This window comes from Pseudomonas sp. TE50-2 (genome assembly GCF_040813665.1).
Lineage (GTDB): Bacteria > Pseudomonadota > Gammaproteobacteria > Pseudomonadales > Pseudomonadaceae > Aquipseudomonas > Aquipseudomonas soli.
This window is the reverse complement of sequence record NZ_JBFNXN010000001.1, coordinates 834,833-860,978: the sequence shown is the minus strand read 5'-3', so window position 1 is coordinate 860,978 and position 26,146 is coordinate 834,833. Positions and strand designations below refer to the sequence as shown.

The 26,146-nt window shown below is 65.4% G+C and carries 29 protein-coding genes and 1 tRNA gene; 12 read left to right on the top strand and 18 right to left on the bottom strand.

Annotated features, from left to right (window positions below; translation table 11 throughout):
• Positions 1-24: 24 nt before the first annotated feature.
• Positions 25-462 (top strand): anti-virulence regulator CigR family protein, encoded by a 438-nt coding sequence (locus AAHK21_RS03905; RefSeq protein WP_046856214.1) that lies wholly within the window; start codon positions 25-27, stop codon positions 460-462.
• 298 nt (positions 463-760) lie between these two features.
• Here AAHK21_RS03905 and AAHK21_RS03900 read toward each other — a convergent pair whose 3' ends face one another.
• Positions 761-1,435, bottom strand: a complete 675-nt coding sequence (locus AAHK21_RS03900; protein WP_367856488.1) for a polysaccharide lyase family 7 protein — start codon at positions 1,433-1,435, stop codon at positions 761-763.
• Between the two features lie 240 nt (positions 1,436-1,675).
• On the opposite strand from AAHK21_RS03900, the gene AAHK21_RS03895 reads away from it, so the two are divergent.
• Positions 1,676-1,864 carry a hypothetical protein gene (locus AAHK21_RS03895; RefSeq protein ID WP_046857840.1) on the top strand — a complete coding sequence of 63 codons (189 nt, stop codon included), beginning with the start codon at positions 1,676-1,678 and terminating at the stop codon, positions 1,862-1,864.
• Positions 1,865-1,879: 15 nt separating this feature from the next.
• On the opposite strand, the gene AAHK21_RS03890 is transcribed toward AAHK21_RS03895, so the two are convergent.
• From AAHK21_RS03890 to AAHK21_RS03880, 3 genes are all read right to left on the bottom strand, one after another.
• A complete protein-coding gene (locus tag AAHK21_RS03890; protein WP_102683315.1) occupies positions 1,880-2,293 on the bottom strand; it encodes a DoxX family protein in 414 nt (137 codons plus the stop codon).
• A gap of 105 nt (positions 2,294-2,398) precedes the next feature.
• Positions 2,399-2,483, bottom strand: a tRNA-Leu gene (locus tag AAHK21_RS03885).
• A gap of 91 nt (positions 2,484-2,574) precedes the next feature.
• Entirely contained in the window at positions 2,575-2,787 is a 213-nt protein-coding gene (locus AAHK21_RS03880; RefSeq protein WP_367856487.1) for a hypothetical protein, read from the bottom strand.
• A gap of 101 nt (positions 2,788-2,888) precedes the next feature.
• Between AAHK21_RS03880 and AAHK21_RS03875 the strand changes: the two genes are divergently transcribed.
• The 4 genes from AAHK21_RS03875 to AAHK21_RS03860 all read left to right on the top strand — a co-directional run bounded on the left by AAHK21_RS03875 (position 2,889) and on the right by AAHK21_RS03860 (position 6,230).
• Positions 2,889-3,173 (top strand): hypothetical protein, encoded by a 285-nt coding sequence (locus AAHK21_RS03875; protein ID WP_367856486.1) that lies wholly within the window; start codon positions 2,889-2,891, stop codon positions 3,171-3,173.
• Between the two features lie 80 nt (positions 3,174-3,253).
• On the top strand, positions 3,254-4,414 hold the full coding sequence (locus AAHK21_RS03870; RefSeq protein WP_367856485.1) for a nitrogen regulation protein NR(II): 1,161 nt from the start codon (positions 3,254-3,256) through the stop codon (positions 4,412-4,414).
• A gap of 6 nt (positions 4,415-4,420) precedes the next feature.
• Entirely contained in the window at positions 4,421-5,866 is a 1,446-nt protein-coding gene (locus tag AAHK21_RS03865) for an ATPase domain-containing protein (protein ID WP_367856484.1), read from the top strand.
• A gap of 4 nt (positions 5,867-5,870) precedes the next feature.
• Positions 5,871-6,230: a response regulator gene (locus tag AAHK21_RS03860; protein WP_046856207.1), complete on the top strand. Its 360-nt coding sequence runs from the start codon at positions 5,871-5,873 to the stop codon at positions 6,228-6,230.
• A gap of 77 nt (positions 6,231-6,307) precedes the next feature.
• Here AAHK21_RS03860 and csrA read toward each other — a convergent pair whose 3' ends face one another.
• The 7 genes from csrA to AAHK21_RS03825 form a co-directional block, all read right to left on the bottom strand.
• On the bottom strand, positions 6,308-6,502 hold the full coding sequence (gene csrA / locus AAHK21_RS03855; protein ID WP_023628788.1) for a carbon storage regulator CsrA: 195 nt from the start codon (positions 6,500-6,502) through the stop codon (positions 6,308-6,310).
• 251 nt (positions 6,503-6,753) lie between these two features.
• Positions 6,754-7,776, bottom strand: a complete 1,023-nt coding sequence (locus tag AAHK21_RS03850; protein ID WP_367856483.1) for a DNA topoisomerase IB — start codon at positions 7,774-7,776, stop codon at positions 6,754-6,756.
• 58 nt (positions 7,777-7,834) lie between these two features.
• A complete protein-coding gene (modC, locus tag AAHK21_RS03845) occupies positions 7,835-8,926 on the bottom strand; it encodes a molybdenum ABC transporter ATP-binding protein (RefSeq protein ID WP_367856482.1) in 1,092 nt (363 codons plus the stop codon).
• A gap of 1 nt (position 8,927) precedes the next feature.
• Positions 8,928-9,608 carry a molybdate ABC transporter permease subunit gene (gene modB, locus AAHK21_RS03840; protein WP_367856481.1) on the bottom strand — a complete coding sequence of 227 codons (681 nt, stop codon included), beginning with the start codon at positions 9,606-9,608 and terminating at the stop codon, positions 8,928-8,930.
• A complete protein-coding gene (gene modA, locus AAHK21_RS03835; RefSeq protein ID WP_367856480.1) occupies positions 9,608-10,366 on the bottom strand; it encodes a molybdate ABC transporter substrate-binding protein in 759 nt (252 codons plus the stop codon). The genes modB and modA overlap by 1 nt, the downstream gene beginning before the upstream one ends.
• 179 nt (positions 10,367-10,545) lie before the next feature.
• A complete protein-coding gene (locus AAHK21_RS03830; RefSeq protein ID WP_367856479.1) occupies positions 10,546-11,832 on the bottom strand; it encodes a Zn-dependent hydrolase in 1,287 nt (428 codons plus the stop codon).
• Positions 11,833-11,899: 67 nt separating this feature from the next.
• Positions 11,900-13,390 carry an NCS1 family nucleobase:cation symporter-1 gene (locus AAHK21_RS03825; protein ID WP_367856478.1) on the bottom strand — a complete coding sequence of 497 codons (1,491 nt, stop codon included), beginning with the start codon at positions 13,388-13,390 and terminating at the stop codon, positions 11,900-11,902.
• 614 nt (positions 13,391-14,004) lie between these two features.
• On the opposite strand from AAHK21_RS03825, the gene hydA reads away from it, so the two are divergent.
• The 3 genes from hydA to preA all read left to right on the top strand — a co-directional run bounded on the left by hydA (position 14,005) and on the right by preA (position 18,308).
• Entirely contained in the window at positions 14,005-15,444 is a 1,440-nt protein-coding gene (hydA, locus tag AAHK21_RS03820; RefSeq protein WP_367856477.1) for a dihydropyrimidinase, read from the top strand.
• Between the two features lie 221 nt (positions 15,445-15,665).
• The gene (locus AAHK21_RS03815) at positions 15,666-17,033 is read left to right on the top strand and encodes an NAD(P)-dependent oxidoreductase (RefSeq protein WP_367856476.1); all 1,368 of its coding nucleotides are present in this window, start codon (positions 15,666-15,668) and stop codon (positions 17,031-17,033) included.
• Positions 17,034-18,308, top strand: a complete 1,275-nt coding sequence (gene preA / locus AAHK21_RS03810) for an NAD-dependent dihydropyrimidine dehydrogenase subunit PreA (protein ID WP_367856475.1) — start codon at positions 17,034-17,036, stop codon at positions 18,306-18,308.
• Between the two features lie 54 nt (positions 18,309-18,362).
• Here preA and AAHK21_RS03805 read toward each other — a convergent pair whose 3' ends face one another.
• Positions 18,363-18,764 carry a DUF4440 domain-containing protein gene (locus tag AAHK21_RS03805; RefSeq protein ID WP_046856198.1) on the bottom strand — a complete coding sequence of 134 codons (402 nt, stop codon included), beginning with the start codon at positions 18,762-18,764 and terminating at the stop codon, positions 18,363-18,365.
• A complete protein-coding gene (locus AAHK21_RS03800) occupies positions 18,757-20,112 on the bottom strand; it encodes an MFS transporter (RefSeq protein ID WP_367856474.1) in 1,356 nt (451 codons plus the stop codon). The genes AAHK21_RS03805 and AAHK21_RS03800 overlap by 8 nt, the downstream gene beginning before the upstream one ends.
• Positions 20,113-20,201: 89 nt before the next feature.
• Between AAHK21_RS03800 and AAHK21_RS03795 the strand changes: the two genes are divergently transcribed.
• Complete coding sequence (locus AAHK21_RS03795) at positions 20,202-21,104, top strand: LysR family transcriptional regulator (RefSeq protein ID WP_367856473.1); 903 nt, start codon at positions 20,202-20,204, stop codon at positions 21,102-21,104.
• A 9-nt stretch (positions 21,105-21,113) separates the two neighbouring features.
• Here AAHK21_RS03795 and AAHK21_RS03790 read toward each other — a convergent pair whose 3' ends face one another.
• Entirely contained in the window at positions 21,114-21,734 is a 621-nt protein-coding gene (locus tag AAHK21_RS03790) for a TetR/AcrR family transcriptional regulator (RefSeq protein WP_023631488.1), read from the bottom strand.
• 61 nt (positions 21,735-21,795) lie between these two features.
• A complete protein-coding gene (locus AAHK21_RS03785) occupies positions 21,796-22,389 on the bottom strand; it encodes a TetR/AcrR family transcriptional regulator (RefSeq protein ID WP_367856472.1) in 594 nt (197 codons plus the stop codon).
• Positions 22,390-22,497: 108 nt separating this feature from the next.
• Here AAHK21_RS03785 and AAHK21_RS03780 point away from each other — a divergent pair, with 108 nt between their 5' ends.
• Together AAHK21_RS03780 and AAHK21_RS03775 are read left to right on the top strand one after the other, a co-directional pair.
• A complete protein-coding gene (locus AAHK21_RS03780; protein WP_367856471.1) occupies positions 22,498-23,568 on the top strand; it encodes a sugar phosphate isomerase/epimerase family protein in 1,071 nt (356 codons plus the stop codon).
• Complete coding sequence (locus tag AAHK21_RS03775; RefSeq protein WP_367856470.1) at positions 23,565-24,449, top strand: alpha/beta fold hydrolase; 885 nt, start codon at positions 23,565-23,567, stop codon at positions 24,447-24,449. Before AAHK21_RS03780 ends, AAHK21_RS03775 begins: the two co-directional genes overlap by 4 nt.
• On the opposite strand, the gene AAHK21_RS03770 is transcribed toward AAHK21_RS03775, so the two are convergent.
• The 3 genes from AAHK21_RS03770 to AAHK21_RS03760 form a co-directional block, all read right to left on the bottom strand.
• The gene (locus AAHK21_RS03770) at positions 24,439-24,681 is read right to left on the bottom strand and encodes a hypothetical protein (protein WP_367856469.1); all 243 of its coding nucleotides are present in this window, start codon (positions 24,679-24,681) and stop codon (positions 24,439-24,441) included. The two genes, AAHK21_RS03775 and AAHK21_RS03770, sit on opposite strands and share 11 nt — an antisense overlap.
• A 131-nt stretch (positions 24,682-24,812) precedes the next feature.
• Positions 24,813-25,514 carry a YoaK family protein gene (locus tag AAHK21_RS03765; protein ID WP_038705833.1) on the bottom strand — a complete coding sequence of 234 codons (702 nt, stop codon included), beginning with the start codon at positions 25,512-25,514 and terminating at the stop codon, positions 24,813-24,815.
• Between the two features lie 34 nt (positions 25,515-25,548).
• A complete protein-coding gene (locus AAHK21_RS03760; RefSeq protein ID WP_367856468.1) occupies positions 25,549-26,022 on the bottom strand; it encodes a GNAT family N-acetyltransferase in 474 nt (157 codons plus the stop codon).
• Positions 26,023-26,146 lie beyond the last annotated feature (124 nt).

Here is a 26,146-nt window from a genome sequence, read left to right as displayed (position 1 = left end):
CCCAATCTTCAGAGGCAAGCTGCAATGAGCAAACGCCGCACAGTCATTGCCACACTGACATCCATCGCACTGGTACTGGCACCCTGCATATCCTTCGCCGACCCGGGTAATGGCAAGGGGCACGGCAAGGGGCAATCCCAGCAGAACCACGGCAACCAAGGGGCGGGTAAGCACGATGGCGGTCATGGCGGTCCCGTGATCGACCGTGGCGATGTGCTCGGCATCCTGGGTGGGCACCGCGACTACTGGAGCCCGGGGCCTGCATTGCCTCCCGGCATCCAGAAGAACCTGGCGCGTGGCAAGCCATTGCCCCCAGGCATCGCCAAGAAGCTCGATGGCCGGTTGCTGGGCCAGCTGCCGCGTTATGACGGTTATGAATGGATGCAGGCGGGTGTGGACCTGATCCTGGTTGCGGTGGCCACGGGCGTGATCTACGAAGTGCTCAATGGCGCCTTCGACTAAAACCGTGGGCAAAGAAAAGGCCCGCTGGGGAGGGCGGGCCAAGTGTTTCACGGATGAGTCATCACCTTGGCACGGCAGACGTGAAAATGTTGTCAATTGGCGCTGCTTTCGCGTAAGCGGGGAGCACAAAAAAGAAAACCCGCCAATCAGGCGGGTTGAACAGAACGTATCGAAGCCAGGTCAGTCTGCCTAGGCGTTTGTCAGAATTTCGTGAAGGCCACCCGGGTAATCGTGCAGTAAACGTTACTGAGTTTTTCATAAGTCCGGCGAACGTTCCCCGGCAACGGCTCCCGAGCATCTAACGGTGCAGCAGCTCCAGCTGGCTGATCACGCAGACAGACGCGTCCGTGGACGGGGTGTCATCGCTGAAGTCCACCTGGTTGTAGACGCCACCATGGAAGTTGAAGGTGTGGTCCTTCCAGCCCGAGGTCATTTGCAGCAGCCCTGAGTCGCCGCTGCGGCCGTTGCAGGCAGCGGTCACCGTCGCGGCCCTGGCCGCAGTGACTTCGAGGGTAATGTCGAAGGGTGTGCCTAGAGGCACATCGACGAGGAGGGTGCTGTTGGCCGGCGTCGCCTGGTTGAAGTCCCGGCGAAAGCCGAGGGTGATCTTGCCCTTGTTCCAGAACACTTTGATCGCCGGGCTGTCGTCGTCTTTCACATGCAGTTGCGCGATCACCACCTTCTGCGCCGAGTTGACCTGCTCCAGCACCATGCGCTGGTGGCTGAAATGTCGGCTGGCGCTGCTCATGGCCCAATAGGTGGCTTCCTTCCACTCGCAGCGGGTTCGATGGGTACTCTTGCTCGACGCGCCCCTGGTCGGCGCGGTCATGCGCACTGCGCCACTGCTCAGCCGGCTTACAACCAGGGGCAGGCTGGCGAGGGCCTGGGCGCCGGTGACCTCCAGAGCCACAGGGTTGGTAGCGGATTTGGGCACCGGGGTAGTAATGATCAGTTGGTCGATGTTCACCGCCATGGGGAAAGCTCCTTGATGAAAAAGATCCTGCACCCATGCGAGCGATGAAAAGGCGAGCGGTTCAATGGCGCGGGGGAGGGCCGGGCAAAAAAAGCCCGCCAGGGCGGCGGGCAAAGAACGTTTTTGAAGGGAGAGCCTGCACTGTGCGCCTGGTCGGTTAAGCCGGGGTTAACTGCCATGAGGATTGACCCCATGCGCCGATACGCCTATACAGGCCTGCCTTTGTTACCGGAGCCCGTGATGCACGACGAAGACGATCTGCACGAACCTGAGCACGACCATCTGCTCGACCCAGAATTCCACGAGGGCTACGACCCCGAGGCGGATGCCTACGGGGCTCTTGACGAAGTCGAGGAGGACGAAGAGTCACTCGACGACTTCGATGACGAAGAGGACCACCCGGCCTGGCACGACGACTGCGACGACTGACGTCGGCGCGGGTGCTCAGCGGCGGTCGAGGGAGAACCGCCCAGCACCGCTGACAGCCAGCAGCAGCAAGCCGCCAATAATGCTGAGGTTCTTCAGGAACTGGGTCATGTTGGCGCTGCGCTCGGGTTCGACCATGTTCCAGAACGGATGCCCGATCAGCGCGGTGCCGAGCACGAACAGGGCGAACAGCAAGGCCAGCGGGCGGGTGTAGAACCCCAGGATCAACAGGATGCCGACCAGCAGCTCCATGATCACGGCGATGGCCGCAGCCAGCATCGGGGCGGGGGCGCCCAGGGAGGTCATGTAGCCGACCGTGCCTTCGAACCCGGTCAGCTTGCTCCAGCCGGAGAGCACGAACAGGATCATCAGCAGGATGCGGGCGAGTAGCAGAATGAAGTCGCGTTGACCGTCGAGCAGGCTATAGCGCATGGCGGCGCTCCAGTGAACAGGGACAGGTTCCACTCTAGCAGCTGCGCGGCGGATTTCCGGCGGGTACGAAAAAGGCGCCGCAAGGGCGCCTTCATCGACAGAAGATGGTGCGAGTGGCGGGACTCGAACCCGCAAGGCTCACGCCGACAGATTTTAAGTCTGCTGTGTATACCAATTCCACCACACTCGCACGATTGCTGGCGCGCTTCATGGTAGCAAGGCCCAGGCAATCAGGCGCGCTTTATAACCCATCGTTATAGAAGCGTCAACCATCCTAAGGTTCAAGGTTCGATAGCACGCGCGATATCGCGCATCTCACAGGCGCTATGGCGCAGGTCATCGACGTGCCCACCCATGGCGTGCGCATCGGCTTGATGAATCGAATGACGCAGGTAACGGACATGGCCGTCCAGCGCCTGGCTCAGTTCATCGAGTTCGCTGGCGGTGCGCATCAGGTCGTCCTGCAGCCCTTGCATGCGAAGGTTGGAGGTCATGATGGTTCCTGTGGGATCCGGGGCGCGGGCACTATAGTTCAATTGACAGGATGCTGCCATTGCGCCACTGTCGCGCATTGGATCCAACCAGGCCTGTTGCCATGTCATCGCTTCCCCCTGGTCCGGACGCATCGCGGCGTATCCGCCCGAAGTTGTTCTGGCGTCTGCTGTTCCTGCTGGTCTGCCTGCTGGCGGCGTTCCTGTATGCGGGCTTCATCAGCCTGGGTGGTTACCTGCTGATGCTCGGCTTCGAGCAGGAGGCTGCGCAGCCCAGGCGCTTGCTCGCCTTTGCAGGCGCAGCGCTGATCCTGCTGGTGGGGGTGTGGCTGCTCAAGGTGGCGATGCCGCGCAAGCTGGTGCCGACCGTAGAGGAGCGCGAGCGCTGACGATCGTCGTATAAGGTGCGGTGCAGGCTGGACTTTTGACTACGCTCAATATGTCCTTTCGCGGTGCTTGTGGAGCTCGCATGGTTTCGACAGACCGCCCCACCCATTCGGTGATGCCAGAGGCACGCTACGAGCAGTTGGTCCAGGCGGTGGTGGACTACGCCATCTATATGCTCGACCCAACCGGCCATGTGGTGTCCTGGAACGCTGGCGCGCAGCGGATCAAGGGCTACGATGCCGATGAGATCATCGGCCAGCATTTCTCGCTGTTCTTCACCGCCCAGGATTGTGCCGACGGCCGCCCGCAACGCTTGTTGCGCCAGGCACTCGAGGAAGGCAAGGCACAGGACGAAGGCTGGCGCGTGCGCAAGGACGGCACGCAGTTCTGGGCGCTGGCGGCGCTGGATGTGATCCGCGACGCACAAGGCGAGATCATCGGCCTGGCCAAGGTCACCCGCGATATCACTGATCGCCGCGAGTCGGCCCTGCAGCTCGATGCCATGCGTGCGCAACTGTTCCAGGCGCAAAAGCTCGAGGCCCTGGGACAACTCACTGGGGGCCTGGCCCATGACTTCAACAACCTGCTGACCATCATCCTCAGCTCTGCGCGGCTGGCCAGCAGCAGCCAGGATCCGGCGCGCGTGAGGCGCTTGCTCGAGCATATTCTCGATGCCGGCCAGCGCGGCACCCAGCTGACTCAGCAACTGCTCAGCTTTGCCCGGCATCGGCAACTGAGCATCACGCGCATCGTGCCGGCGGAAGCGATCGATATCATTTGTGGGCTGGCGGAGCACGCATTGCCCCGGGAAATCGAATTGCTACCCCAGGTACAGCCTGACTTGCCGCTGATCGAGGTGGACGCTGGGCAGTTGCAGATGGTCTTGCTGAACCTGGTGTTCAACGCCCGCGACGCGATTGCCGCCACCGGGCAGATCCGTCTGGTGGTCGAAAGTGTGCAGTTGTCCGGGGAGGTGGATGGGTTGTACGGGCAGTTCGTGCGCTTCGATGTACGTGATGACGGCCAGGGCATCGACCCGCAGGTGCTGCCTCGGATCTTCGAGCCATTCTTCACCACCAAGGCCTTCGGCAAGGGCACTGGCCTTGGCCTGAGTCAGGCCTATGGCTTCGCCCGGCAGAGCAATGGCATGATCGAGGTGTCCAGCCGGCTTGGCGAGGGCACCTGCATGAGCTTGTACCTGCCAGCCCGGACGGGCCCCGATTCGCTTTCGACCGACGGATAGACAGCCATGGTAGAGCAACTGAAGCGACTGGCCACGGGCATCGAGGGGCTCGATGCGCTGCTCAAGGGTGGGCTGGTGGTCGGCGCCTCTTATATCGTTCAGGGGCATCCCGGCTCGGGCAAGACCATCCTGGCCAACCAGCTGGCGTGCAACCATGTGCGTGAGGGTGGGCGGGTCCTGGTGGCGACCTTGCTCAGTGAGTCCCATGAACGGTTGTTCCAGTACCTGTCGACCCTGAGCTTCTTCGACGCGGCGCTGGTGGGCGACACCATCCAGTTCGTCAGCGCATTCGACACCCTCGAGCAGGACGGCCTGGACGCGGTGGTCAGGCTGTTGCGCCAGGAAATTGCCCGGCAGCAGGCCACCCTGCTGATCGTCGACGGGCTGCTCAACGCCCGCTCCAGGGCGGAAACCAGCCTCGACACCAAGAAATTCGTCTCTGAACTGCAGGGGCATGCGGCGTTCGCCGGCTGCACGCTGCTGCTGCTGACCAGTGCGCGGCTGGACGAGGGGAGCCCCGAGCACACCATGGTCGATGGCGTTATCGAACTTGGCGAGCACCTGGTTGGCAGCACGGCGGTGCGCCATGTCCAGTTGCGCAAGACGCGTGGCAGCGGCGCGTTGTCCGGGCGCCACGAATGCCTGATCACGGAGGCGGGGTTGCAGGTCTACCCGCGCCTGGAGTCGCTGTACAGTCGCCCCAGCCAGGCAGGGGCGCAAACCCTGAGCCGGGTCGCCACGGGTGTTGCCGACCTCGATACCATGCTCGGCGGCGGACTGGCCGAGGCGTCGGTGACCCTGCTGATGGGGCCATCGGGCGTGGGCAAGACAGCGCTGGGCATCGCGTTCCTGGCCGCTTCGACCAAGGCTGCGCCGGGCCTGCACTTCGGTTTCTACGAGACGCCGGCGCGGTTGCGCTTGAAGGCTTGCGCGCTGGGCTTCGACCTGCCGCCACTCGAGCGTGAAGGCAGCGTGCAACTGATTTGGCAATCGACCACCGAAGGCCTGCTGGACCAACTCGGCGCCCAGCTGTTGGCGCAGGTCGAGGCGCTCGGTGCCAGGCGCGTGGTAATCGACAGCCTTGGAGCCTTCGGCCGCCTGGCACTGGAGCCTGCCCGCCTGAATGCCTTCTTCCGCGCGCTGACCGGTGAGCTGCGCGCCCGTGGCGTGACGGTGCTGCTGACCTGGGAGATGCGTGACATCTTCGGCTCGGAAATCACCGCGCCGGCCCCCGACCTGTCGAGCATCGTCGACAACCTGATACTGATGCGCTTCGCCGAGCTCGACGCGCAACTGCACCGTGCCCTGTCGGTGATCAAGGTGCGCGACAGCGACCACGACCCTGCTTTGCAGGCACTGAATCTGGGGCCTCATGGCATCAGCCTGGCGCGGGCGTTCGACGGTGCCAGTGGCGTGCTCAGTGGCTCGGCGACACCGCCGGGAGATCGCTGATGGGATGAACAGCATCCTGATCGTCGACGACGAGTACCTGATTGCCGATATCCTCGGTTTTGCCCTGGAGGACGAAGGCTACCTGGTTGAAAAGGCGAGCAACGGGCGCAAGGCCCTGGAGGCCTTGAAGGAAAAGCGCGTGGACCTGGTGATCACCGACTACATGATGCCGGTGCTCAACGGCGAGGAACTGCTGCAGGCCATACGCGAAGAGCTGCAACTGGCGGACCTGCCGGTCATTCTCATGAGCGGCGCCCAGGCCAGCCAGGGCCGGGCCTGCCCCGGGAAGTTCGCGGCGGTGTTCGACAAGCCATTCGACATGGACCGGATGATCGCCACGGTGCGCGAATTGCTGGGCACCTGAGGTTCAGGAGAGGCTCCCCGCATGGGCGGGCAATCGATCAGGCGCATCCGTGCGGCATGATGCGGTTGGCTTGCGGGTTACTCGTCGTTGCTTTTTTCGGGCGCGGGGCTGCCGGCCTGGATCCGCTTGTAGATCTCTTCACGGTGCACCTGGACATCTTTCGGTGCATCGATACCGATCCTCACTTGCATCCCCTTGACGCCCAGAATGGTGACTTTGATGTCATCGTCGATGACGATGCTTTCGCCAACCTTGCGGGTGAGTATCAGCATGTAGTTCTCCTTGGTGATGTAGAAAACCGCCGAGCCAGGTGCTCTGCGGTGGGAGCCTGTCCCTCTTCCTTCTCATTAAAGACGCTTTCGGCGGATAGTAATTCCCCGACAGACAAATTCTGTTGTCGATCTTTAGTTGCAGGCGCCGGCAGGGCTGCGGGGCAACCCCACGGCAAGGTGCTCGGTGGCAAGGATAGGGTGCTTGGCGCCATATGGGAAATTTCTCTGCTCGATGAAGTAAATAGTGACCGTCAATGATCGTCTTGGCGCTCCAGCATCTGCAGGAAACGCAGCAATGCCACTTCCTCGGTTTCCAGGCCCTTGCGCGGACGTGCACGGGGCAATGCCGAAAGCCGGCCAAGGTGGAAGTGCTCGAGCACAGCGGGATGGATGTAGCAGCGTCGGCACACCGCCGGTGTGTTGCCCAGGCGCGTCGCCACCTGGCGGACGATGGCGGCGACCTGCCGGCGCGCCTCGCTGTCGGGCTCCCAGGCCTGCGGCCTGAGCAGGCTCAGCGCCAGGCTGCTGCCGGCCCAGGTGCGGTAGTCCTTGGCGGTGAAGTCGGCGCCGGTCAGCTGCTGGAGGAACTGGTTGACCTCGGTCGAGCCGATGCCATGGCGTTGCCCCTGTTCGTCCAGGTACTGGAACAAGGCCTGGCCGGGCAGTTCCATGCAGCGCTTGACCAGGCCGGCCAGGCGCCGGTCGGTCAGGGTGACGTTGTGTTCGATGCCGCGCTTGCCGCGGAACTGGAAGCGGATACGGCTGCCCTTGACCTGCACATGGCGGGTATCGAGGGTGGTCAGCCCGTAGGAGCGGTTGTCGCGCAGGTACTGGCGGTTGCCGATGCGGATCAGCGTGGTGTCGAGCAGGCTGATCACCAGCGCCATGACCTTCTCCCGGCCAAGCCCGGGGCAGGCCAGGTGCGTATCCAGTTGCTTGCGCAGCCTCGGCAGCACCTCGGCGAAGGCCAGCATGCGTGCGTACTTGTGCTGGTCGCGCAGCTCGCGCCATTGCGTGTGGTAGCGGTACTGCTTGCGCCCTCGGGCGTCGCGCCCGGTGGCCTGCAGGTGCCCTTGCGGGTCGGCGCAGATCCACACGTCGGTGTACGCCGGCGGGATCACCAGGGCGGCGATGCGTGCCAGGGTATCTTTATCGCGCACCCGCTGGTTGCCGGCGTCGAAATAGTGGAAGCGGTCGCGCCAGCGCCGGCGGGTCAGGCCGGGCTGGCTGTCATCGACATAATGCAGGGCGGCAGGCAACGGGCAGTCGGGCATCGGCGTAGTCCATCGAGGGCACTCTTGCTGCAATGGACAGCCGCCGCCGCGTCATTGCTCAGCCCAATAGCGCCACCGACTTGATCTGCGCCCACAGCAACTGGCCCGGGCGCACGTCGAGCTGGTCCGCCGAATAGCGTGTGATGCGTGCCAGCAGCGCACTGCCGGCGGCATCCAGGCTGACCAGCACATGGGCCGGGTTGTCCGCCGGGCGGCATTCGCGAACCCGCACCGGCAGGCGGTTGAGAATGCTCGACGCGCCGTCGGCGGCCAATGCCAGGCTGACGTCCCGGGCCTGGACCTTCAGGCGCAGGGTGCTGCCCACCTGCAAGGCGGGGTGGGCGATCCGCAGCAGTTGCCCCTCCGTGCCGGGCAGGCGCAGGTCGAACAGCCCATAATGCGGGTCGTGGCCTACCACCACGCCTTCGAGCACCACCCCCGCATCCTCGCCCTGGGCCAACGGCAGGTCCAGGCGGGCCAGGGTCTGGCCGATCGGCCCGCTGGCCACCGCCTTGCCTTGTTCGAGCAGGACCAGGTGGTCGGCCAGGCGCGCCACTTCGTCCTGGGCATGGCTGACGTAGATCAGCGGGATATCCAGTTCGTCGTGCAGGCGCTCCAGGTACGGGAGGATTTCACGTTTGCGCGCGCTGTCGAGGGCCGCCAGGGGTTCGTCCATCAGCAACAGTCGCGGGCTGCTGAGCAAGGCTCGGGCGATGCCGACCCGTTGTGCCTCGCCGCCGGACAGCGTTGCCGGCTTGCGCGCCAGCAGGTGGCCGATGCCCAGCAATTGGCAGGCCTGCTCCTGGCTGATCTTGCGGGCCTGGCGGGCAATACGGCGCCAGCCGAAATCCAGGTTGCCTTGCACCGACAGGTGCGGGAACAGGCTGGCCTCCTGGAACACGTAGCCGACCGGGCGCTGGTGCGGGGGGATGAAGTGTCCGCGGGCGCTGTCTTCCCACACCTCGCCATTGATTTCGATGTAGGCGCTGGCGGCTCGTTCCAGGCCGGCCAGGCAGCGCAGGCAGGAGGTCTTGCCTGAGCCGGAGTGGCCGAACAAGGCGCTGATGCCGCGACCGGGCAGATCAAGGTCGACGTCCAGGGTGAAGTCGTCACGCGCCAGTTTCAGGCGCGCCTGTATCGATGCGCTCATTTCAGCTCCAGCCTGTCTTGCCACGGCGGCCGGCATAGAGCATCAGCAGCACCAGGAACGAGAACACCAGCATGGCTCCGGCCAGCCAGTGGGCCTGGCTGTATTCCATGGCCTCGACGTGATCGAAGATCTGCACCGAGACCACGCGGGTCTTGTCAGGAATGTTGCCACCGATCATCAGCACCACGCCGAACTCGCCGACGGTATGGGCGAAGCCGAGGATGCTGGCGGTAATGAAACCGGGGCGAGCCAGGGGCAGCACCACGTGGACGAAGGTGTCCCATGGGCTGGCGCGCAGCGTCGCGGCCACTTCCAGGGGGCGCTGGCCGATGGCGCCGAAGGCGTTCTGCAGTGGCTGCACCACGAAGGGCATCGAATACACCACCGAGCCGATCACCAGCCCGGTGAAGCTGAACACCACGCTGCCCAGGCCGAGGGCCTGGGTGGCCTGGCCGATCCAGCCATGGGGGCCGAGGGCCAGCAGCAGGTAGAAGCCGATCACCGTCGGCGGCAGCACCAGGGGCAGGGCCACCACCGCGCCGATCGGCCCGCGCAGCCAGGAGCGGGTGCGCGCCAGCCACCAGGCGATGGGCGTGCCCAGCACCAGGAGGATGGCGGTGGTGAGACTGGCCAGCTTGATGGTCAGCCAGATGGCACCCAGGTCACTGGCGTCGAGGGGCATCAGAGCTCATAGCCGTAGGACTTGATTACTGCGGCGGCCTTCGGGCCCTTGAGGTAATCGACCAGGGCCTTGGCGGCCGGATTGTCCTTGCCTTTGTTGAGGATCACCGCATCCTGGCGGATCGGGTCATGCAGCTCGGCGGGCACGATCCAGGCCGAGCCTTCGCTGACCTTGCCGTCCTTGTAGATCTGCGACAGCGCGACGAAGCCCAGCTCGGCATTGCCGGTGGAGACGAACTGGAAGGCCTGGGTGATGTTCTGGCCCTCGACGATCTTGGCCTTGGTCGCTTCGGTCAGCTTCAGCTTGTCCAGCACCTGGGTGGCTGCCAGGCCATAGGGCGCGGCCTTGGGGTTGGCGATGGACAGGTGCTTGTACTCGTTCTTCTTCAGCACATCACCCTTGGCGTCGACATAGCCTGGCTTGGCCGACCACAGCGCCAGGGTGCCGATGGCGTAGGTGAAGCGCGAGCCTGCAACGATTTCCTTTTCCTGTTCCAGCTTGGCCGGGGTGCTGTCGTCGGCGGCGAGGAATACTTCGAATGGCGCGCCGTTCTTGATCTGTGCGTAGAACTGGCCGGTGGCGCCGTAGGCAGCGACCAGCTTGTGGCCGGTGTCCTTCTCGAAATCCTTGGCGATGGCCTGGATGGGCGCTGTGAAGTTGGCCGCGACGGCGACCTGGACTTCATCGGCCCAGGCATTGTTGAGGCAGATCAGGCTGGCAAGGGTGCTGGCGGCCAGATAGGGCAAGCGAATACGCATGAAGACGGCTCCTGAGGGATTATCGTTATGGTGCGGAATATATAGCGATAAGCCGTCTGTCGGGAAGGGGCTGTTGTGATTTGCCGTCGGTGGTGGCCTTGCGAGAGCGGCGCCCGGCCGCTCCCACGCAGGTGATGCTTGCCCAGCCCAAGGGCTGGGCGGTTTCCCGCAGATCATCGCTACGCCGCCAACCGCCCGCTGGCAATCGCCTCCGACGCGGCCAGCATCGCCCGCAGCAGCACCGCGCAGCCGGCCGCGAGGTCCTCGGGGGCGGCGTTCTCGATTTCGTTGTGACTGATCCCGCCCTCGCACGGCACGAAGATCATCCCGGCCGGGCCCAGTTCGGCGAGGAAGATTGCGTCGTGCCCGGCGCCGCTGACGATGTCCATGTGCGCCAGGCCCAGGTTGCGCGCCGAATCACGCACCGCCTCGACGCAGCCTTTGTCGAAGTACAGGGCCGGGAAGTCGGCGGTGGGCACCAGGTCGTACTCCAGCCCGTGCTTGGCCGTGGTGGCCTCGATCACCTGGCGCACCTCGGCGATCATCGACTCCAGCCGCTGGCCTTCCAGGTGACGGAAGTCCAGGGTCATGCGCACTTCGCCGGGGATCACGTTGCGCGAGCCGGGGTAGGCCTGCAGGCAACCGACGGTGCCGCAGGCATGGGGCTGGTGGGCGAGGGCGGTGCGGTTGACCGCCTCGACCACGGCGGCGGCACCGACCAGGGCGTCCTTGCGCAGGTGCATCGGGGTGGGGCCGGCGTGGGCTTCGACGCCGCGCAGGGTCAGGTCGAACCACTTCTGGCCGAGGGCGCCGAGCACCACGCCGATGGTCTTGTGCTGGTCTTCGAGGATCGGGCCCTGTTCGATATGCGCCTCGAAGTAGGCGCCGACCGGGTGGCCGGACACGGCGCGGCTGCCGGCGTAGCCGATGGCGTTCAATGCCTCGCCGACGCTCACGCCCTGGGCGTCGCGCTTGGCCAGGGTCTGCTCGAGGGTGAACTTGTTGGCGAACACCCCCGAACCCATCATGCACGGGGCGAAGCGCGAGCCTTCCTCGTTGGTCCACACCACCACCTCCAGCGGCGCGTCGGTTTCCACGCCGAGATCATTGAGGGTGCGGATCACCTCCAGCCCGGCCATCACGCCGAAGCAGCCGTCGAACTTGCCGCCGGTGGGCTGGGTGTCGATATGGCTGCCGGTCATCACTGGCGGCAGCTTGGCGTTGCGCCCGGGGCGGCGGGCGAAGATGTTGCCGACCGCGTCGATGCTCACCGTGCAACCGGCTGCTTCGCACCACTGCACGAACAAGTCGCGGGCCTGGCGATCGAGATCGGTCAGCGCCAGGCGGCATACGCCACCCTTGGGCGTGGCGCCGAGGCGGGCCAGCTCCATCAGCGATTGCCACAGGCGGTTACTGTCGATGTGGCGTTGGCTGGATTGCAGGATTTCCTTGGCGGGAGTGGTCATGGGGTGTCTCCTCAGGCTGTTATTTTTACCATCACGTGGGAGCGGGCTTGCCCCGCGATGCGGCGCATCAGGGCATCGGCTTGGCCAGCCGCGCCGGGCCGCGCACCGCGATGCCGCCGAGGGCGTAGTAGAGCCCGCCGCCGAGCAGCGAACCGGTGAACCAGCCGTAGTCGTAGAACCAGCTGAAACTGCTGTTGCCGATGGCCATCACGGTCAGCGCCACCGGTACGCCGAAGGCGATGAACCCGGCCCAGTTCCACGCCGGATACACGTCGTCGCGGTACAGCCCGGCGAGGTCCAGCTGCTGGCGGCGGACCAGGAAGTAGTCCACCACCATGATCCCGGCGATCGGCCCGAGCAGGCTGGAATAGCCCAGTAGCCAATTGGAGTACACGCTCTCCAGGCTCAGGTCGGAGACGATCCAGCCAAGCTTCTTGAGCAGCTCGTGGCCCATCAGCGCCAGGCCGATGAAGCCGGTCAGCCAGACCGCGCGGCTGCGCCCGATCAGGCGCGGGGCGATGTTCTGGAAGTCGTTGGTGGGCGAGACGATGTTGGCCGCGGTGTTGGTCGACAGCGTCGCGATGATGATCAGCGCCATGGCCAGGGCCACCCAGCCGGGGCTCTGGATATGGCCGATCAGGCTCACCGGGTCGGACACCGTCTGGCCCACCAGCGAGGCGGAGGCGGCGGTCATGATCACGCCCAGGGCGGCGAACAGGAACATGGTCAGCGGCAGGCCGAAGATCTGCCCGAGAATCTGGTCCTTCTGGCTTTTCGCATAGCGGCTGAAATCGGGGATGTTCAGCGACAGCGTGGCCCAGAAACCGACCATGGCGGTGAGCCCGGCGCAGAAGTAGCTGACCACGCTGGCGCCTTCGGGGCGTTTGGGCGGCTGCGCCAGCAGCTCGCTCATCGACATGTGCGGCAGCGCCCAGAACAACAGGCCGACACCGACCGCCACCAGCAGGGGGGCAGAGAGTGTCTCCAGCCACTTGATCGACTCGGCGCCGCGCAGCACCACCCACAGGTTCAGCGACCAGAACAGCATGAAGCCGATCACCTCGCCAGTGCCGCCCAGTGCCTTCCACTCGGGAAATAGCGAACCCAGGAACAGGTGGATGGCCAGCCCGCCGAACATCGTCTGGATACCGAACCAGCCGCAGGCCACCACGGCGCGGATCAGGCACGGCACGTTGGAGCCGAAGATGCCGAACGAGGCGCGCAGCAGCACCGGGAATGGGATGCCGTACTTGGTGCCGGGGAAGGCGTTGAGGGTCAGCGGGATGAGCACGATGAGGTTGGCCAGCAGGATCGCCAGCAGCGCCTCGCCCACACTCAGGCCGAAGTAGGCGGTGAGCACGCCACCGAGGGTGTAGGTGGGCACGCAGATGGACATGCCCACCCACAACGCGGTGATGTGCCACTTGTTCCAGGTGCGCTGGTGCACCTTGGTCGGGGCGATGTCGTGGTTGTAGCGAGGGCTGTCGAGGACGTCGCTGCCGGCGTCGAGCTCGTACAGGCCATGCTGCTCGACCACTTGCGATCTGCTCTGTTGCATGGGGTTCTCCAGGTCTTTTTTCTTGTAGTTGTCGCTCATCGGGCTGACGCGATGGCCGGAGTACACACACCACCAGTACTGCACCTCCGGCCCGGCCAGGCGGTTGTGGCCTGCGTTTTCAACAAACGTGCCGGGAAAGCCCGCGCCTTCCCGGCGGGCCGCCGCCGACCGGAGGTAACTCACTGACCTGCAAAGGCATTCATCAACACGGCAGGCGAAGCGGGAGCGCCCGCGCATGCCGTCTGTCTGGCCGGTCCATCACCCGCGTGATTCAAACGGGTGCAACCTGGAAAACCACCGGCGCGGCCTGCGCCATCCAGCCAGGAAACAAACACCTGATTTTGCGTAGAAAATCTTGACCAATTTGGCTTCCTGTCAAGTGCGTCAAAATGGTGAGGGGGTGTAACTTTTTGGTGAACTGTTAAATAAATCATTAAAAATCAATGATTTAGTGTTTTTAATGGTTGCTTATATTTTTTCTTGATCAATATCCGATCAGATACTAGCCTCGATTCTTGTCAGGCCTGACAGGATTGATGAAATCACCTCCAGCGCCCGGCCAACACAATTCCAAGAACCGGCCAGAAGACCGGTCAGCCTGCGAGGAAGACGGCATGTCCCTGTTGATCCGTGGCGCCACCGTGGTTACCCATGAAGAGAGCTACCCCGCCGATGTCCTGTGTGCCGATGGCCTGATCCGCGCCATCGGCAAAGACCTCGAAGCCCCCACCGACTGCGAGATCCTCGACGGCAGTGGCCAGTACCTGATGCCCGGCGGCATCGACCCGCACACCCACATGCAGCTGCCGTTCATGGGCACGGTGGCCAGCGAGGACTTCTTCAGCGGCACTGCCGCTGGCCTGGCCGGGGGCACCACCTCGATCATCGACTTCGTCATCCCCAATCCGCAGCAGTCGCTGCTCGAGGCCTTCCACACCTGGCGCGGCTGGGCGCAGAAGAGTGCCAGCGATTATGGCTTCCACGTCGCCATCACCTGGTGGAGCGAGCAGGTCGCCGAGGAGATGGGCGAGCTGGTCGCCCAGCATGGGGTGAACAGCTTCAAGCATTTCATGGCCTACAAGAACGCGATCATGGCCGCCGACGACACCCTGGTGGCCAGCTTCGAACGCTGCCTGCAACTGGGCGCGGTGCCCACGGTGCACGCCGAAAACGGCGAGCTGGTCTATCACCTGCAGCAAAAATTGCTCGCCCAGGGCCTGACCGGCCCCGAGGCACACCCGCTGTCGCGTCCGTCCCAGGTCGAAGGGGAGGCCGCCAGCCGCGCCATCCGTATCGCCGAAACCCTGGGCACGCCGCTGTATCTGGTGCATGTCTCCAGCCGCGAGGCGCTGGACGAGATCACCTATGCCCGGGCCAAGGGCCAGCCGGTGTACGGTGAGGTGCTGCCGGGGCACCTGCTGCTCGACGACAGCGTTTACCGTGATCCGGACTGGGCCACCGCCGCGGGCTATGTGATGAGCCCGCCATTCCGCCCGCGCGAGCACCAGGAGGCGCTGTGGGGTGGCCTGCAGTCGGGCAACCTGCACACCACGGCCACTGATCATTGCTGCTTCTGCGCCGAGCAGAAGGCCATGGGCCGCAACGACTTCAGCCGGATCCCCAATGGCACCGCCGGCATCGAGGACCGCATGGCGGTGCTGTGGGACGCCGGGGTGAACAGCGGGCGCCTGTCGATGCACGAGTTCGTCGCGCTGACCTCCACCAACACCGCGAAGATCTTCAACCTGTTCCCGCGCAAGGGCGCGATCCGTGTCGGCGCCGACGCCGATCTGGTGCTGTGGGACCCGCAGGGCAGCCGCACCATCAGCGCCCAGACCCACCACCAGCGGGTCGATTTCAACATCTTCGAAGGCCGCACCGTGCGTGGCATCCCCAGCCACACCATCAGCCAGGGCAAGGTGCTCTGGGCCGATGGCGACCTGCGCGCCGAGCCGGGCGCGGGGCGTTACGTGGAGCGCCCGGCCTATCCGTCGGTGTACGAGGTGCTGGAGCGGCGTGCCGAACGGCAGAAACCGACGCCGGTTCAGCGCTGAAGCAGTTGGGGCTGCCGCACAGCCCTATCGCCGGCAAGCCGGCTCCCACAGACAGCGCGTCGTGGCTGCTGAATGCACAACCTGTGGGAGCCGGCTTGCCGGCGATAGGGCGCAAGGCGCCCCCTGATAACAACACACATGCTCCTGTTGACTGCCATCCCCCAGAACGGACCGGCGCCTGACCACCGCCGCCTCCAATAAAAACGAGAGAGGCTACAACCGTGATCGATGCCCTGAACCACTTGCCGCGCCCCCGCGCCGGCGCCGACCAGCTGGCCGAGGCCTTCAGCGACCTCGCGCCCCCGCTCACCGCCCGCCAGGCCGCAGTCGAGAGCGCGCGCTGCCTGTACTGCTACGACGCGCCGTGCGTCAATGCGTGCCCCAGTGAAATCGACATCCCTTCGTTCATCCACCGCATCAGCGACGAGAACCTGCAGGGAGCCGCCGAACGCATTCTCTCGGCCAACATCCTCGGTGGCAGCTGTGCCCGGGTTTGCCCCACGGAGATCCTTTGCCAGCAAGCCTGCGTGCGCAACAACGCCCAGGAGTGCGCCCCGGTGCTGATCGGCCAATTGCAGCGCTACGCCCTGGACCATGCAAACTTCACCGAGCATCCGTTCCAGCGTTCGCCGGCCAGCGGCAAGCGCATCGCCGTGGTCGGCGCCGGCCCCGCCGGGTTGTCGTGCGCGCACCGGCTGGCCATGCACGGCCATGACGTGGTGGTCTTCGAGGCGCGGGAAAAGGCCGGTGGCCTCAACGAATACGGCATCGCCCGCTACAAGCTGGTGGACGACTACGCCCAGCGTGAAGTGGAGTTCCTGCTGGGCATCGGCGGAATCGAGATCCGCCATGGCCAGCGCCTGGGCGGCAACCTGTCGCTGGCCGAGCTGCATGGCCAGTACGACGCGGTGTTCCTCGGCCTGGGCCTGGGGGCCGTGCGCCAGCTGGGCTTGGCGGACGAAGACGCGCCGGGCTTGCTTGCCGCCACCGACTATATCCGTGAACTGCGCCAGGCTGACGACCTCACCCAGCTGCCGCTGGCTGACCGCTGCCTGGTGCTCGGCGCTGGCAACACCGCCATCGACATGGCCGTGCAGATGAGCCGCCTGGGCGCCCGCGACGTCAACCTGGTGTATCGCCGGGGCGAAGCCGACATGGGCGCCACCGGCCATGAGCAGGAAATTGCCAAGCACAACCAGGTACGCCTGCACACCTGGGCCCGGCCAGATGCCGTGCTGCTGAATGATGCCGGGCGCGTGCGCGGCATGCGCTTCGCGCGCACGCAATTGATCGACGGACGCCTGGGCGATACCGGCGAAACCTTCGAGCTGGCCGCCGACGCGATCTTCAAGGCCATCGGCCAGCGCTTCGATGAGCAAAGCCTCTGCGATCCGCTGGCGGCGCAACTGGACCGCGACGGTGAGCGCATCCAGGTGGACGCGCACATGCGCACCTCCATCCCCGGCATCTATGCCGGTGGCGACTGCACCGCGCTGGGCCAGGACCTCACCGTCCAGGCCGTGCAACATGGCAAGCTGGCCGCCGAAGCCATCCATGCCCAACTCATGCTCAACGTGGAGGCTGCGTAAATGGCCGACTTATCCATCGTATTCGCCGGCATCAAGGCACCCAATCCATTCTGGTTGGCCTCCGCGCCCCCTACCGACAAGGCCTATAACGTGGTCCGCGCCTTCGAGGCCGGCTGGGGCGGGGTGGTGTGGAAGACCCTGGGCGAGGACCCGGCGGCGGTCAACGTGTCGTCGCGCTACTCGGCGCATTACGGCGCCAACCGCCAGGTGCAGGGCATCAACAACATCGAGCTGATCACCGACCGCTCGCTGGAGATCAACCTGCGCGAGATCACCCAGGTGAAGAAGGACTGGCCCGACCGTGCGCTGATCGTGTCGCTGATGGTGCCGTGCGTCGAAGAATCCTGGAAGTTCATCCTGCCGCTGGTGGAAGCCACCGGCGCCGACGGCATCGAGCTCAACTTCGGCTGCCCCCACGGCATGCCCGAGCGTGGCATGGGCGCCGCCGTCGGCCAGGTGCCCGAGTATGTGGAAATGGTCACCCGCTGGTGCAAGACCCATTGCACGCTGCCGGTGATCGTCAAGCTCACCCCCAATATCACCGACATCCGCCAGTCGGCGCGCGCCGCGCACCGGGGCGGGGCGGACGCGGTGTCGCTGATCAACACCATCAACTCGATCACCAGTGTCGACCTGGACCGCATGGTTGCCCACCCCATCGTCGGCGACCAGAGCACCCATGGCGGCTACTGCGGGTCGGCGGTCAAGCCGATCGCCCTGAACATGGTCGCCGAGATCGCCCGCGACCCCGAGACTCGCGGGCTGCCGATCTGCGGCATCGGCGGTATCGGCACCTGGCGCGACGCCGCCGAGTTCATCGCCCTGGGCAGTGGCGCGGTGCAGGTGTGCACCGCAGCGATGCTGCATGGCTTTCGCATCGTCGAAGACATGCAGGACGGCCTGGCGCGCTGGATGGACCAGCATGGCCACCGCAGCCTCGAGGCGTTTCGTGGCCAGGCCGTGGGGCATACCACCGACTGGAAGTACCTGGATATCAACTACAAGTCGGTGGCGCAGATCGACCAGGACGCCTGCATCGGCTGCGGGCGCTGCCACATCGCCTGCGAGGACACCTCGCACCAGGCCATCGCCAGCACCCTGAAGGCCGACGGCACCCACGCCTACAGTGTGATCGAGGCCGAGTGCGTGGGCTGCAACCTGTGCCAGATCACCTGCCCGGTGGAAGGTTGCATCGACATGCAGGCGCAGGACACCGGCAAGCCGTACATGAACTGGACCCAGGATCCGCGCAACCCCTATCGCGAGGCGAGTTGAGGAGGAGGGCGATAAACACGCCTCGGCAGCGGTGACGCCTGCTCGAGCTCCGCGTCAGCTGATTGCGGTCTCGTGCAGGCAGCGCCACACCACGCCGCGGTTGCTGCACTCCAGCAGTGCCAGTGACCAGCGTGCCTGCACCCCACCTTGTAATCGATGGGTTTCCTTGTAGCGTACTGCCACGTTCACCCCGGCCTGCCATACCACCTGGACGTCGCTGACGACGATTTCCAGCCCTGGCCGTGCGCCGGCCGCCCGGCTGAACAGTTGCTCCACCTGTGCGCGGGTCACCACCGTGCCCGCCGTGCCGACCATGCTGAAATCATCGGCGAACACCGCCATCAGCCCGCCGAGCACTGCCTGGGTCTCGGCCGCTGGGCGGGTGAAGATTCTGTGGATCAGCTCATGGACGTGATGAATGCTGCGTTCGGCGCGGGCAATCGCGTGGTCAGGCATGGCGAGGGTTCTCCGGGGGTAGTGTGTGCAGTGTCATCAGGGGCGTCAGCCCGAGCAGCGCGGCCAGGCTGAAGGTCAGGTGATAGGCGTCCGGCGTGCTCAGGCCCACCAGCAACAGGTTGAAGATCATCAGCAGCAAGGCGGCGCCGATGCTGAAGGCCATCTGTCGATTGAGGTTCCACAGCACGCTGGCCTGCTGCATCCGCTCGCCGCTGAAGTCGAGCAGCGCGGTGGTCTGGGCGGTGTTGGCGCCGATGCCGCCGCCGATGCCCATGAGGCCGTAGGCCGCCATCAGTACGGCGTTGTCCGTCGGGGTGTCGACCATGACCAGCAGGCAGATACCCAGGCTGTGCAGGAGCATGCCGAGCAGCAACAGGCGGGCGGCACCGACGCGGTTGTACAGGCGGCCGGCCAGCAACATGGCGGCGAAGGCCCCGGCGGCGTAGAGCAGCATGAACAGGCCGGTGGCCTGGGCGCTCAGTTGCAGCACATCCTGCAGATAGAAGATGTTCAACAGGTTGACCCCGGTAAACACGCCGGGGATCGCATGGTAGACCTGCATCGAGACCCGCAGGCGCGGACTGGCGAGCAGCTTCAGCTCGACGATGCCAGCCGCCGCGCGTTGGTAATGGGCGCGGTACAGCAGGGCGCAGGACACACCTGCCAGCAGGCAGGCGATGGCCAGCAGGGCGCCATGGCCGGCACCATACAGCGACAGGCCCAGCAGCAGGCAGGCGAGGGTGGCGCTGACCAGCAGCAATCCCTTGAAGTCCGGGCGTGGCGCTGTCGGGCCCGGTGCCTGGTCAAGCCAGGCCCAGGCCAGCGCCGCCGTCAGCAGGGCCAGCGGAATATTGCTGTGGAAGACCCACGGCCAGCGGCCATGGTCGACGATCAACCCGCCAAGGGTGGGTGACAGCGCCGGCGCCAGCAGCGCAACGGCCATCACCAGAGTGGACACACGGGCGCGCTCCGGGCCCTGGAAGCGTTCGAAGGTCAGCGCCTGCCCCACGGGGATCAGCAAGCCACCGGCCATGCCCTGGACCAGGCGCCAGGCAATCAACGCGGCAAAGCTCTGCGCCTCGCCGCAGCCCCACACCGCCACGCTGAATGCCAGCATGGCGGCACTCAACAGCCGCCGCGCGCCCCAGCGATTGGCCAGCCAGGTGCTCACCGGCACGGCCAGGGTCAGCCCGAGCATATAGGCATTGCCGACCCACGCGCTGCTGGCGTTGCCAATGGCGAACTCGGCCGCGATCCGTGGCAACGCCACGGTCGGCATGAACAGGTTGATGCAGTCGATGAAAAAACCCATCAGGAAAATCGTTGCCACGCGATACCGGTACGTCATTGCCACTCCTTTTCGGGGCGCAGACTAGGTGCGTGGACTGGCCCTGTCGATGTCGCTACCCTTGAAACTCTGTTTGATGGAAATGAACAATGCTGCGTACGACCCTCCACACCCAGCTCAACCGGGTGCAGACGTTTCTGGCGGTGGTCGACTTCGGCTCCTTCACCAAGGCGGCGGACTTTCTCGGCATCAGCAAAGCCATGGCCAGCCAGCACGTCAAGGCGCTGGAGCAGGCCCTGGGGGTGACGCTGCTGGCGCGCAGCACCCGCGCCATCGCCCCGACCGAAACCGGCCAAAGTTTCTATGAAGACTTCAAGGTGATCGTCAGCGATGTCGAAGGTGCCTTCGACAGTGTGCTGCGCCGGCACAACGGCCTATCGGGCAAGCTGCGCATCAGCACCACCGGGGAGTACGGCGAGCGCTTCATCCTGCCGCTGATCCCGCTGTTCGCCGAGCGCTACCCGGCGTTGTCGCTCAGCTACGATACCGACTCGTCGCTGAGCGACCTGATTGCCGAGCGGCTCGACCTGGTGGTGCGCCTTGGCGCGTTGCCGGACTCGAACCTGCGCAGTCGCCAGTTGGCCGAGTACGACATTGTGCTGGTGGCTGCCCCGGCCTTTCTCGCGCGCCATGCCATCGAACGGCCCGAGGAACTGACGGACACACCCTGGATTGCCAACAGCAACCTGCAGGGCCCGACCGCCTGGACCTTGCACAGCGCGCAGGCGGGGAGTGCAAGCGTTGTCGGCCGGGCGGCCTACCAGTCCAATGCGTCCCACGCCATCCGGGCGATGGCCCGCGCCGCCCTGGGCGTAGCGGTGCTGCCGGCCTGGCTGGTCGAGCAGGACCTGGCTGACGGCACCCTGCGGCGGGTACTGCCGGACTACAGCCTGCCGAGGCAGCCGATCAGCGTGGTGTACCCGAACAGCAGCCATGTGCCGCACAAGACCCGGGTGTTCATCGATTTCTTGTGCGAGCACCTCGGGCGCTGAGGGTGCCGCTCAGGGCTCCAGGCCAATGCCGCGCAGGATGACGCCGGTCACCGTCTGCACCGCTTGCTCGAATGCCATGTCCGACAGCGGCTCACCGTCATTGAGCAGGGTGACCTGGAAACCGAAGTCGGCGTAGTGCTGGGTCGCCGCCCAGATCATGTACAGCAGCGCCGACGGCTCCACCGGCAGGATGCGTCCGTCTTCGACCCAGCTGCGGATCTTCGCCTGCTTGAGCTGCGCCCATGGCACCAGGATCTCGTCCAGGCTGGGGCTCAGCAGCGGGGCGCCGTGGAGAATCTCCTCGGCCCAGATCTTCGAGCCCAGCGGCCGCGAGCGCGAGTGGCCCATCTTGGCGCGGATGTAGCTGGTCAGTACCACCCGCGGGTCGTCGAAGTGCTCGAAGCACAGGGCATCCTGCTTCCAGACATCCAGCAGGTCCTGCAGCACGGCGCGGTACAGGTCGTCCTTGGTGCTGAAGTAGTAGTGCAGGTTGGAGCGCGGCAACTGCGCCCGTTCGGCGATATCGCCCATGGAGGTGGCGGCGTAGCCCTTGTCGGCGAACACCTGCTCGGCGGCTTGCAGGATCTTTTCGACGTTGCGCCGGCGGATTTCGATCTTGTGGTTGGCCATGGGCTGTCCGTGGTGACCTGAACAGGGCAAGGCTAACAGCTTTGGCGGAGCGGCGATAAGGTCAAGGCTGCCTGTTTGGAAGCAGGGCCAATGCCTGGCGGCTGGCGCCGCGCAGGTCCTCGCCCGGCACGCCATCGCGGGCTTGCACGGAGATGCCGTGGAGGAAGGTGGCATAGAAGTGGCCGAGAGCCTCGACCTGCGTCTCGGCTGGCAACTGCCCCTGGTCACGGGCTTCGCGCAGGCGGCTGATGATCGACTCGGTACGCTGCCGACGGTGTCCGGCCAACCATTGCTGGACCCCCAGGTTATCCGGCGCCACGCCGCTGGCGGCGCTGACCACCAGGCAGCCGCGGGGTTCGTCGACGCGGGTGTAGGTGCTGATGGCGGCCTCGAGCATCTGCGCCATGGCTTGGTGGATGTCCGGCAGGGCCAGGGCGTGGTCGGCGAAACCGCCCTCGGCCGATTCGTACAGGGCCACGGCCTCCTCGAACAGCTGCTGCTTGCTGCCAAAGGCCGCGTAGATGCGCGCGGAGGCGATGCCCAGGGTGGACACCAGGGCCGACATCGAAGTGCCCTCGTAGCCATGTTCCCAGAACAGCCGCATCGCCTTGCGCAGCGCCAGTTGCTTGTCGAATTCCCGAGGTCGCCCTGCCATCGCTCGCCTGCCTGATTACGTGAAACGCGCATTCTAGCCAATTTGCGATTGACGGGCAGCGCCATTCGATCCTATTGTTTGTCGATCAACAAACAATGGGATGACATCATGCGAACACTCAAAGGCCCCAGCCTTCACCTCGCGCAGTTCAGCAGCGACACGGCGCCGTTCGACAGCCTGGACAGCATTGCCGACTGGGCGGGGCGGTTGGGCTTCAAGGGGCTGCAGATCCCGGCCTGGGACGCCCGGTTGTTCGACCTGGAACTGGCCGCGCAAAGCAAGGGGTACTGCGATGAAATCAAGGGGCGACTGGCCGAGCGCGGCTTGCAGGTCAGCGAGCTGACCACCCACATGATCGGCCAACTGGTCGCGGTCCATCCCGCCTACGACTCGATGTGCGACGCCTTCGCCCCGGCCGCGCTGGCTGGGCGGCCGGCAGAACGCACCGCCTGGGCGACCGAGCAGATGACACTGGCGGCTCGGGCCAGCCGCAACCTGGGCCTGGAAGACATGGGGACCTTTTCCGGCGCGCTGGCCTGGCCCTACCTGTTCCCGTTCCCGCAGCGTCCCCAGGGCCTGGTCGAGGCTGCCTTCGAAGAGCTGGCGCGGCGCTGGCGGCCGATACTCGACTGCTGTGACGAACAGGGCGTCAACCTGTGCTTCGAGATCCACCCTGCCGAGGACCTGCACGACGGCACCAGCTTCGAGCGTTTCCATGCCCTGGTGGGGGAGCACGTGCGTTGCCGCATTCTCTTCGACCCCAGCCATTTCGTGCTGCAGCAACTCGACTACCTGGCCTATCTGGATCTCTATCACCCATTGATCCGCATGTTTCACGTCAAGGACGCCGAGTTCAATCCAAGCGGTCGACAGGGCGTGTATGGCGGCTACAGCGACTGGACCGAACGTGCCGGGCGCTTCCGTTCGCTGGGTGACGGGCAAGTGGACTTCAAGGCCATCTTCTCGCGGCTGGCGCAGTACGACTTCGCGGGGTGGGCAACCCTGGAGTGGGAATGCTGCCTGAAGCATCAGGAGGACGGCGCCCGTGAAGGCGTCGAGTTCATCAACCGCCATATCATCCGGGTCACGGATCAGGTGTTCGACGATTTCGCCGGCGCACCGATCGACGCCCATCAGATCCAGCGCATGCTGGGCATCGACACGGGGGCTCGGGTATGAACCTGGCCATCGAGTCTTTGGCTGACGCCTTCGAGCATGTCTATGTGCAGGTGCAGGGACAGCGCATCCACTGTGTCGTGGCCGGTGCCGGCGAACCGGTGCTGCTGGTGCCGGGCTGGCCACAGACCTGGTACGCCTGGCGCCATGTACTGCCGATCCTGGCCGCGCGCGGGTTCCGTGCCATCGCCATCGATCCGCCAGGCCTGGGGGATTCGGACCGCCCCGAGGAAGGCTACGACACCGGTAATGTTGCCGGCGTGCTGCATGCTGCGATGAGCCAGCTGGGGCATGAGCGCTATCACCTGGTCGGTCACGATGTGGGCATGTGGGTGGCTTATGCCCTGGCCAGTGATCGACCACAGGCGGTGCGTTCGTTGACGGTGGCCGAAGCGGTGATCCCCGGGCTTGCCGAGGCGCCGTCGATCTTCGTGGCGCCGCAGGACAACATCTTCCTCTGGCACTTCCTCTTCAACCAGGTGCGCGATCTGCCGGAGTTCCTGATCGCCGGGCGCGAGGAGGGCTACCTCAACTTCATGTTCGACCGTTGGGCGATCCATCGGCATGCGGTGGCGGCGGATGTCTATATCCGTGCCTACGCCTCGCCGGGCGGGATGCGGGCGGGCTTCGCCTATTACCGGGCGATCCCCGAGACCATCAGGCAGAACCGCGAGCGTGCCAGGCGTCCGCTGCCCATGCCGGTGCTGGCGATCGGTGCCGAGCACGCCACGGGCGATGCGCCGCTGCGAACGCTGCAGGGGCATGCCGATTCGGTGCGCGGGGTGATCCTGCCGGGTTGCGGGCATTTCGTCATGGAGGAAGCGCCGGTGTCGTTCAACGAGCACCTGCTGGCGTTCCTGGAGGAGGTCGAGGTCAACCGCTGATCGCGGTCTTGGCCCTGGCAGCGTCGGTCACGGCTTGCTGTTGATCGGCGCGCACCACGGCCAGTTTGCGCCGTTCGTACTCTTCCTGGCTCAGGCCCTGGCGTTGCAGTGCCTCGAGTTGCAGCTGACGGGTTTCCTCGGCGCTGTAGGGGCGTAGCTCAGGATGGCTGGCGCAACCGCTCAGCACGGCGATGGCCAGGGCGGCGAGGAGGAGGCGGGCGGTGGTGTTCATCGGGATGATTCCGTGGGGCTGTCGGATCGATGAACCCAGGTTATTGACCACGGTGGCACGATGGAAATCGCTGTGCTCGATAGTGACTATCGACGCCCGCGCGCCTGCTGTTCAACGCACGTTCGAGGCCCTCAGCGCGGCATGTAGCCCAGTTGCCAGGCTCGCGGAATGAACAGCGTCACCAGCGCCAGCACGCAGGCCAGGGCGCAACTGGCCGCCAGCGCTTGCAAGCCCAGCCGTTGCTGCAGCCAAGCCCCGAGCGCGGCACCTAGCAGCATGCCGCTCCAGGGCACCAGCTGTACCCGCCAGCCATGGCGCCGCTCACCCAGCAACCAACGCCCCAGGCCACGGCCGAAACGCGACAGCGCGCCGGTGACGTAGGTCAGGCCGATCGGCAGGCCGTTCACCTGTTCGACCACGGCATTGAGCATGCCCATGGCCAGGGTGGCCGCGATCAGTGCAGGGAACGTGGTGGCCGCAGGCCAGGCCGTGGCAAACGCCAGCAGGCTGGCGACGATCAGCAGCAAGGGCGCGGCGCGGCGGCGCAAGCGGCGGGCCAGCAATACGCCCAGGGTATTGCCCAGCACGAAACTGAGGATCGCCAGGGCCAGGCGCAGCATCAGCGAAAAGTCCGCCTGGCTGATGGCCACCGCCAGGCGCGTGGTGTTGCCGCTCATGAACGACACGAAGTCGCCCAGCGCCAGCAGGCCGATGGCGTCAGTCATGCCGGCCAGCACCGACAATCCGGCCACCAGCCCTAGGCCGACCCGCCCGCGCAGGGCCTGCAAGCGGACCCGACGGGCACTGTGCTGGGAGGTGGCGGTGGGCAGCATGGGGCGAGTCTCCGGGGCGCAGGGGGCCCTGATCTTATACCCCGACAAGCACCTTGCGCATGGGGATACAGGACAGTTCGAGGCCGAATGGGGATTGGTAGACCGACAGCGCATCGCCGGTGTAGCCGCAGCGGCGATAGAACGCCGCTGCGTTCAAGGTCGAGTCCAGGTTGACCGCCTCCAGACCTTCGGCCCTGGCGATGCCTTCGAGGTGCTCGACCATCGCCCGGGCGATGCCACGGCCCATGAACCCCGGCAGCACGAACAGGGCGCCCAGCTCACCGCTGTGCAGGTCGAGCATGCCGGTGGCGACGATCGTGTCGCCCATGCAGGCGAGGTGGAAATGCTCGGCGACCAGGGCCGCATAGCCTTCGGTGAACGGTACGTCGGCCCAGGCCTGGGCCAGGGCGACATCGTAGGCTTCGGTGCACTGCCACAGGATCGCCTGGCGGCGAATGGCGTAGGTTTGCAGCGCGTCGTGACGGCTGGCGTGGCGTATGTCGAGCATGGGTTCCCTCCCGGTTGAGCCTGGATGATAACAAGGGCGCCGGGGCAAACGGTGATTGGCGCGGCGCAATGGGATAGCGCTTTTCAACCGACCTGACAGGCAGCATGCTGCGCCTTTCCCGCGA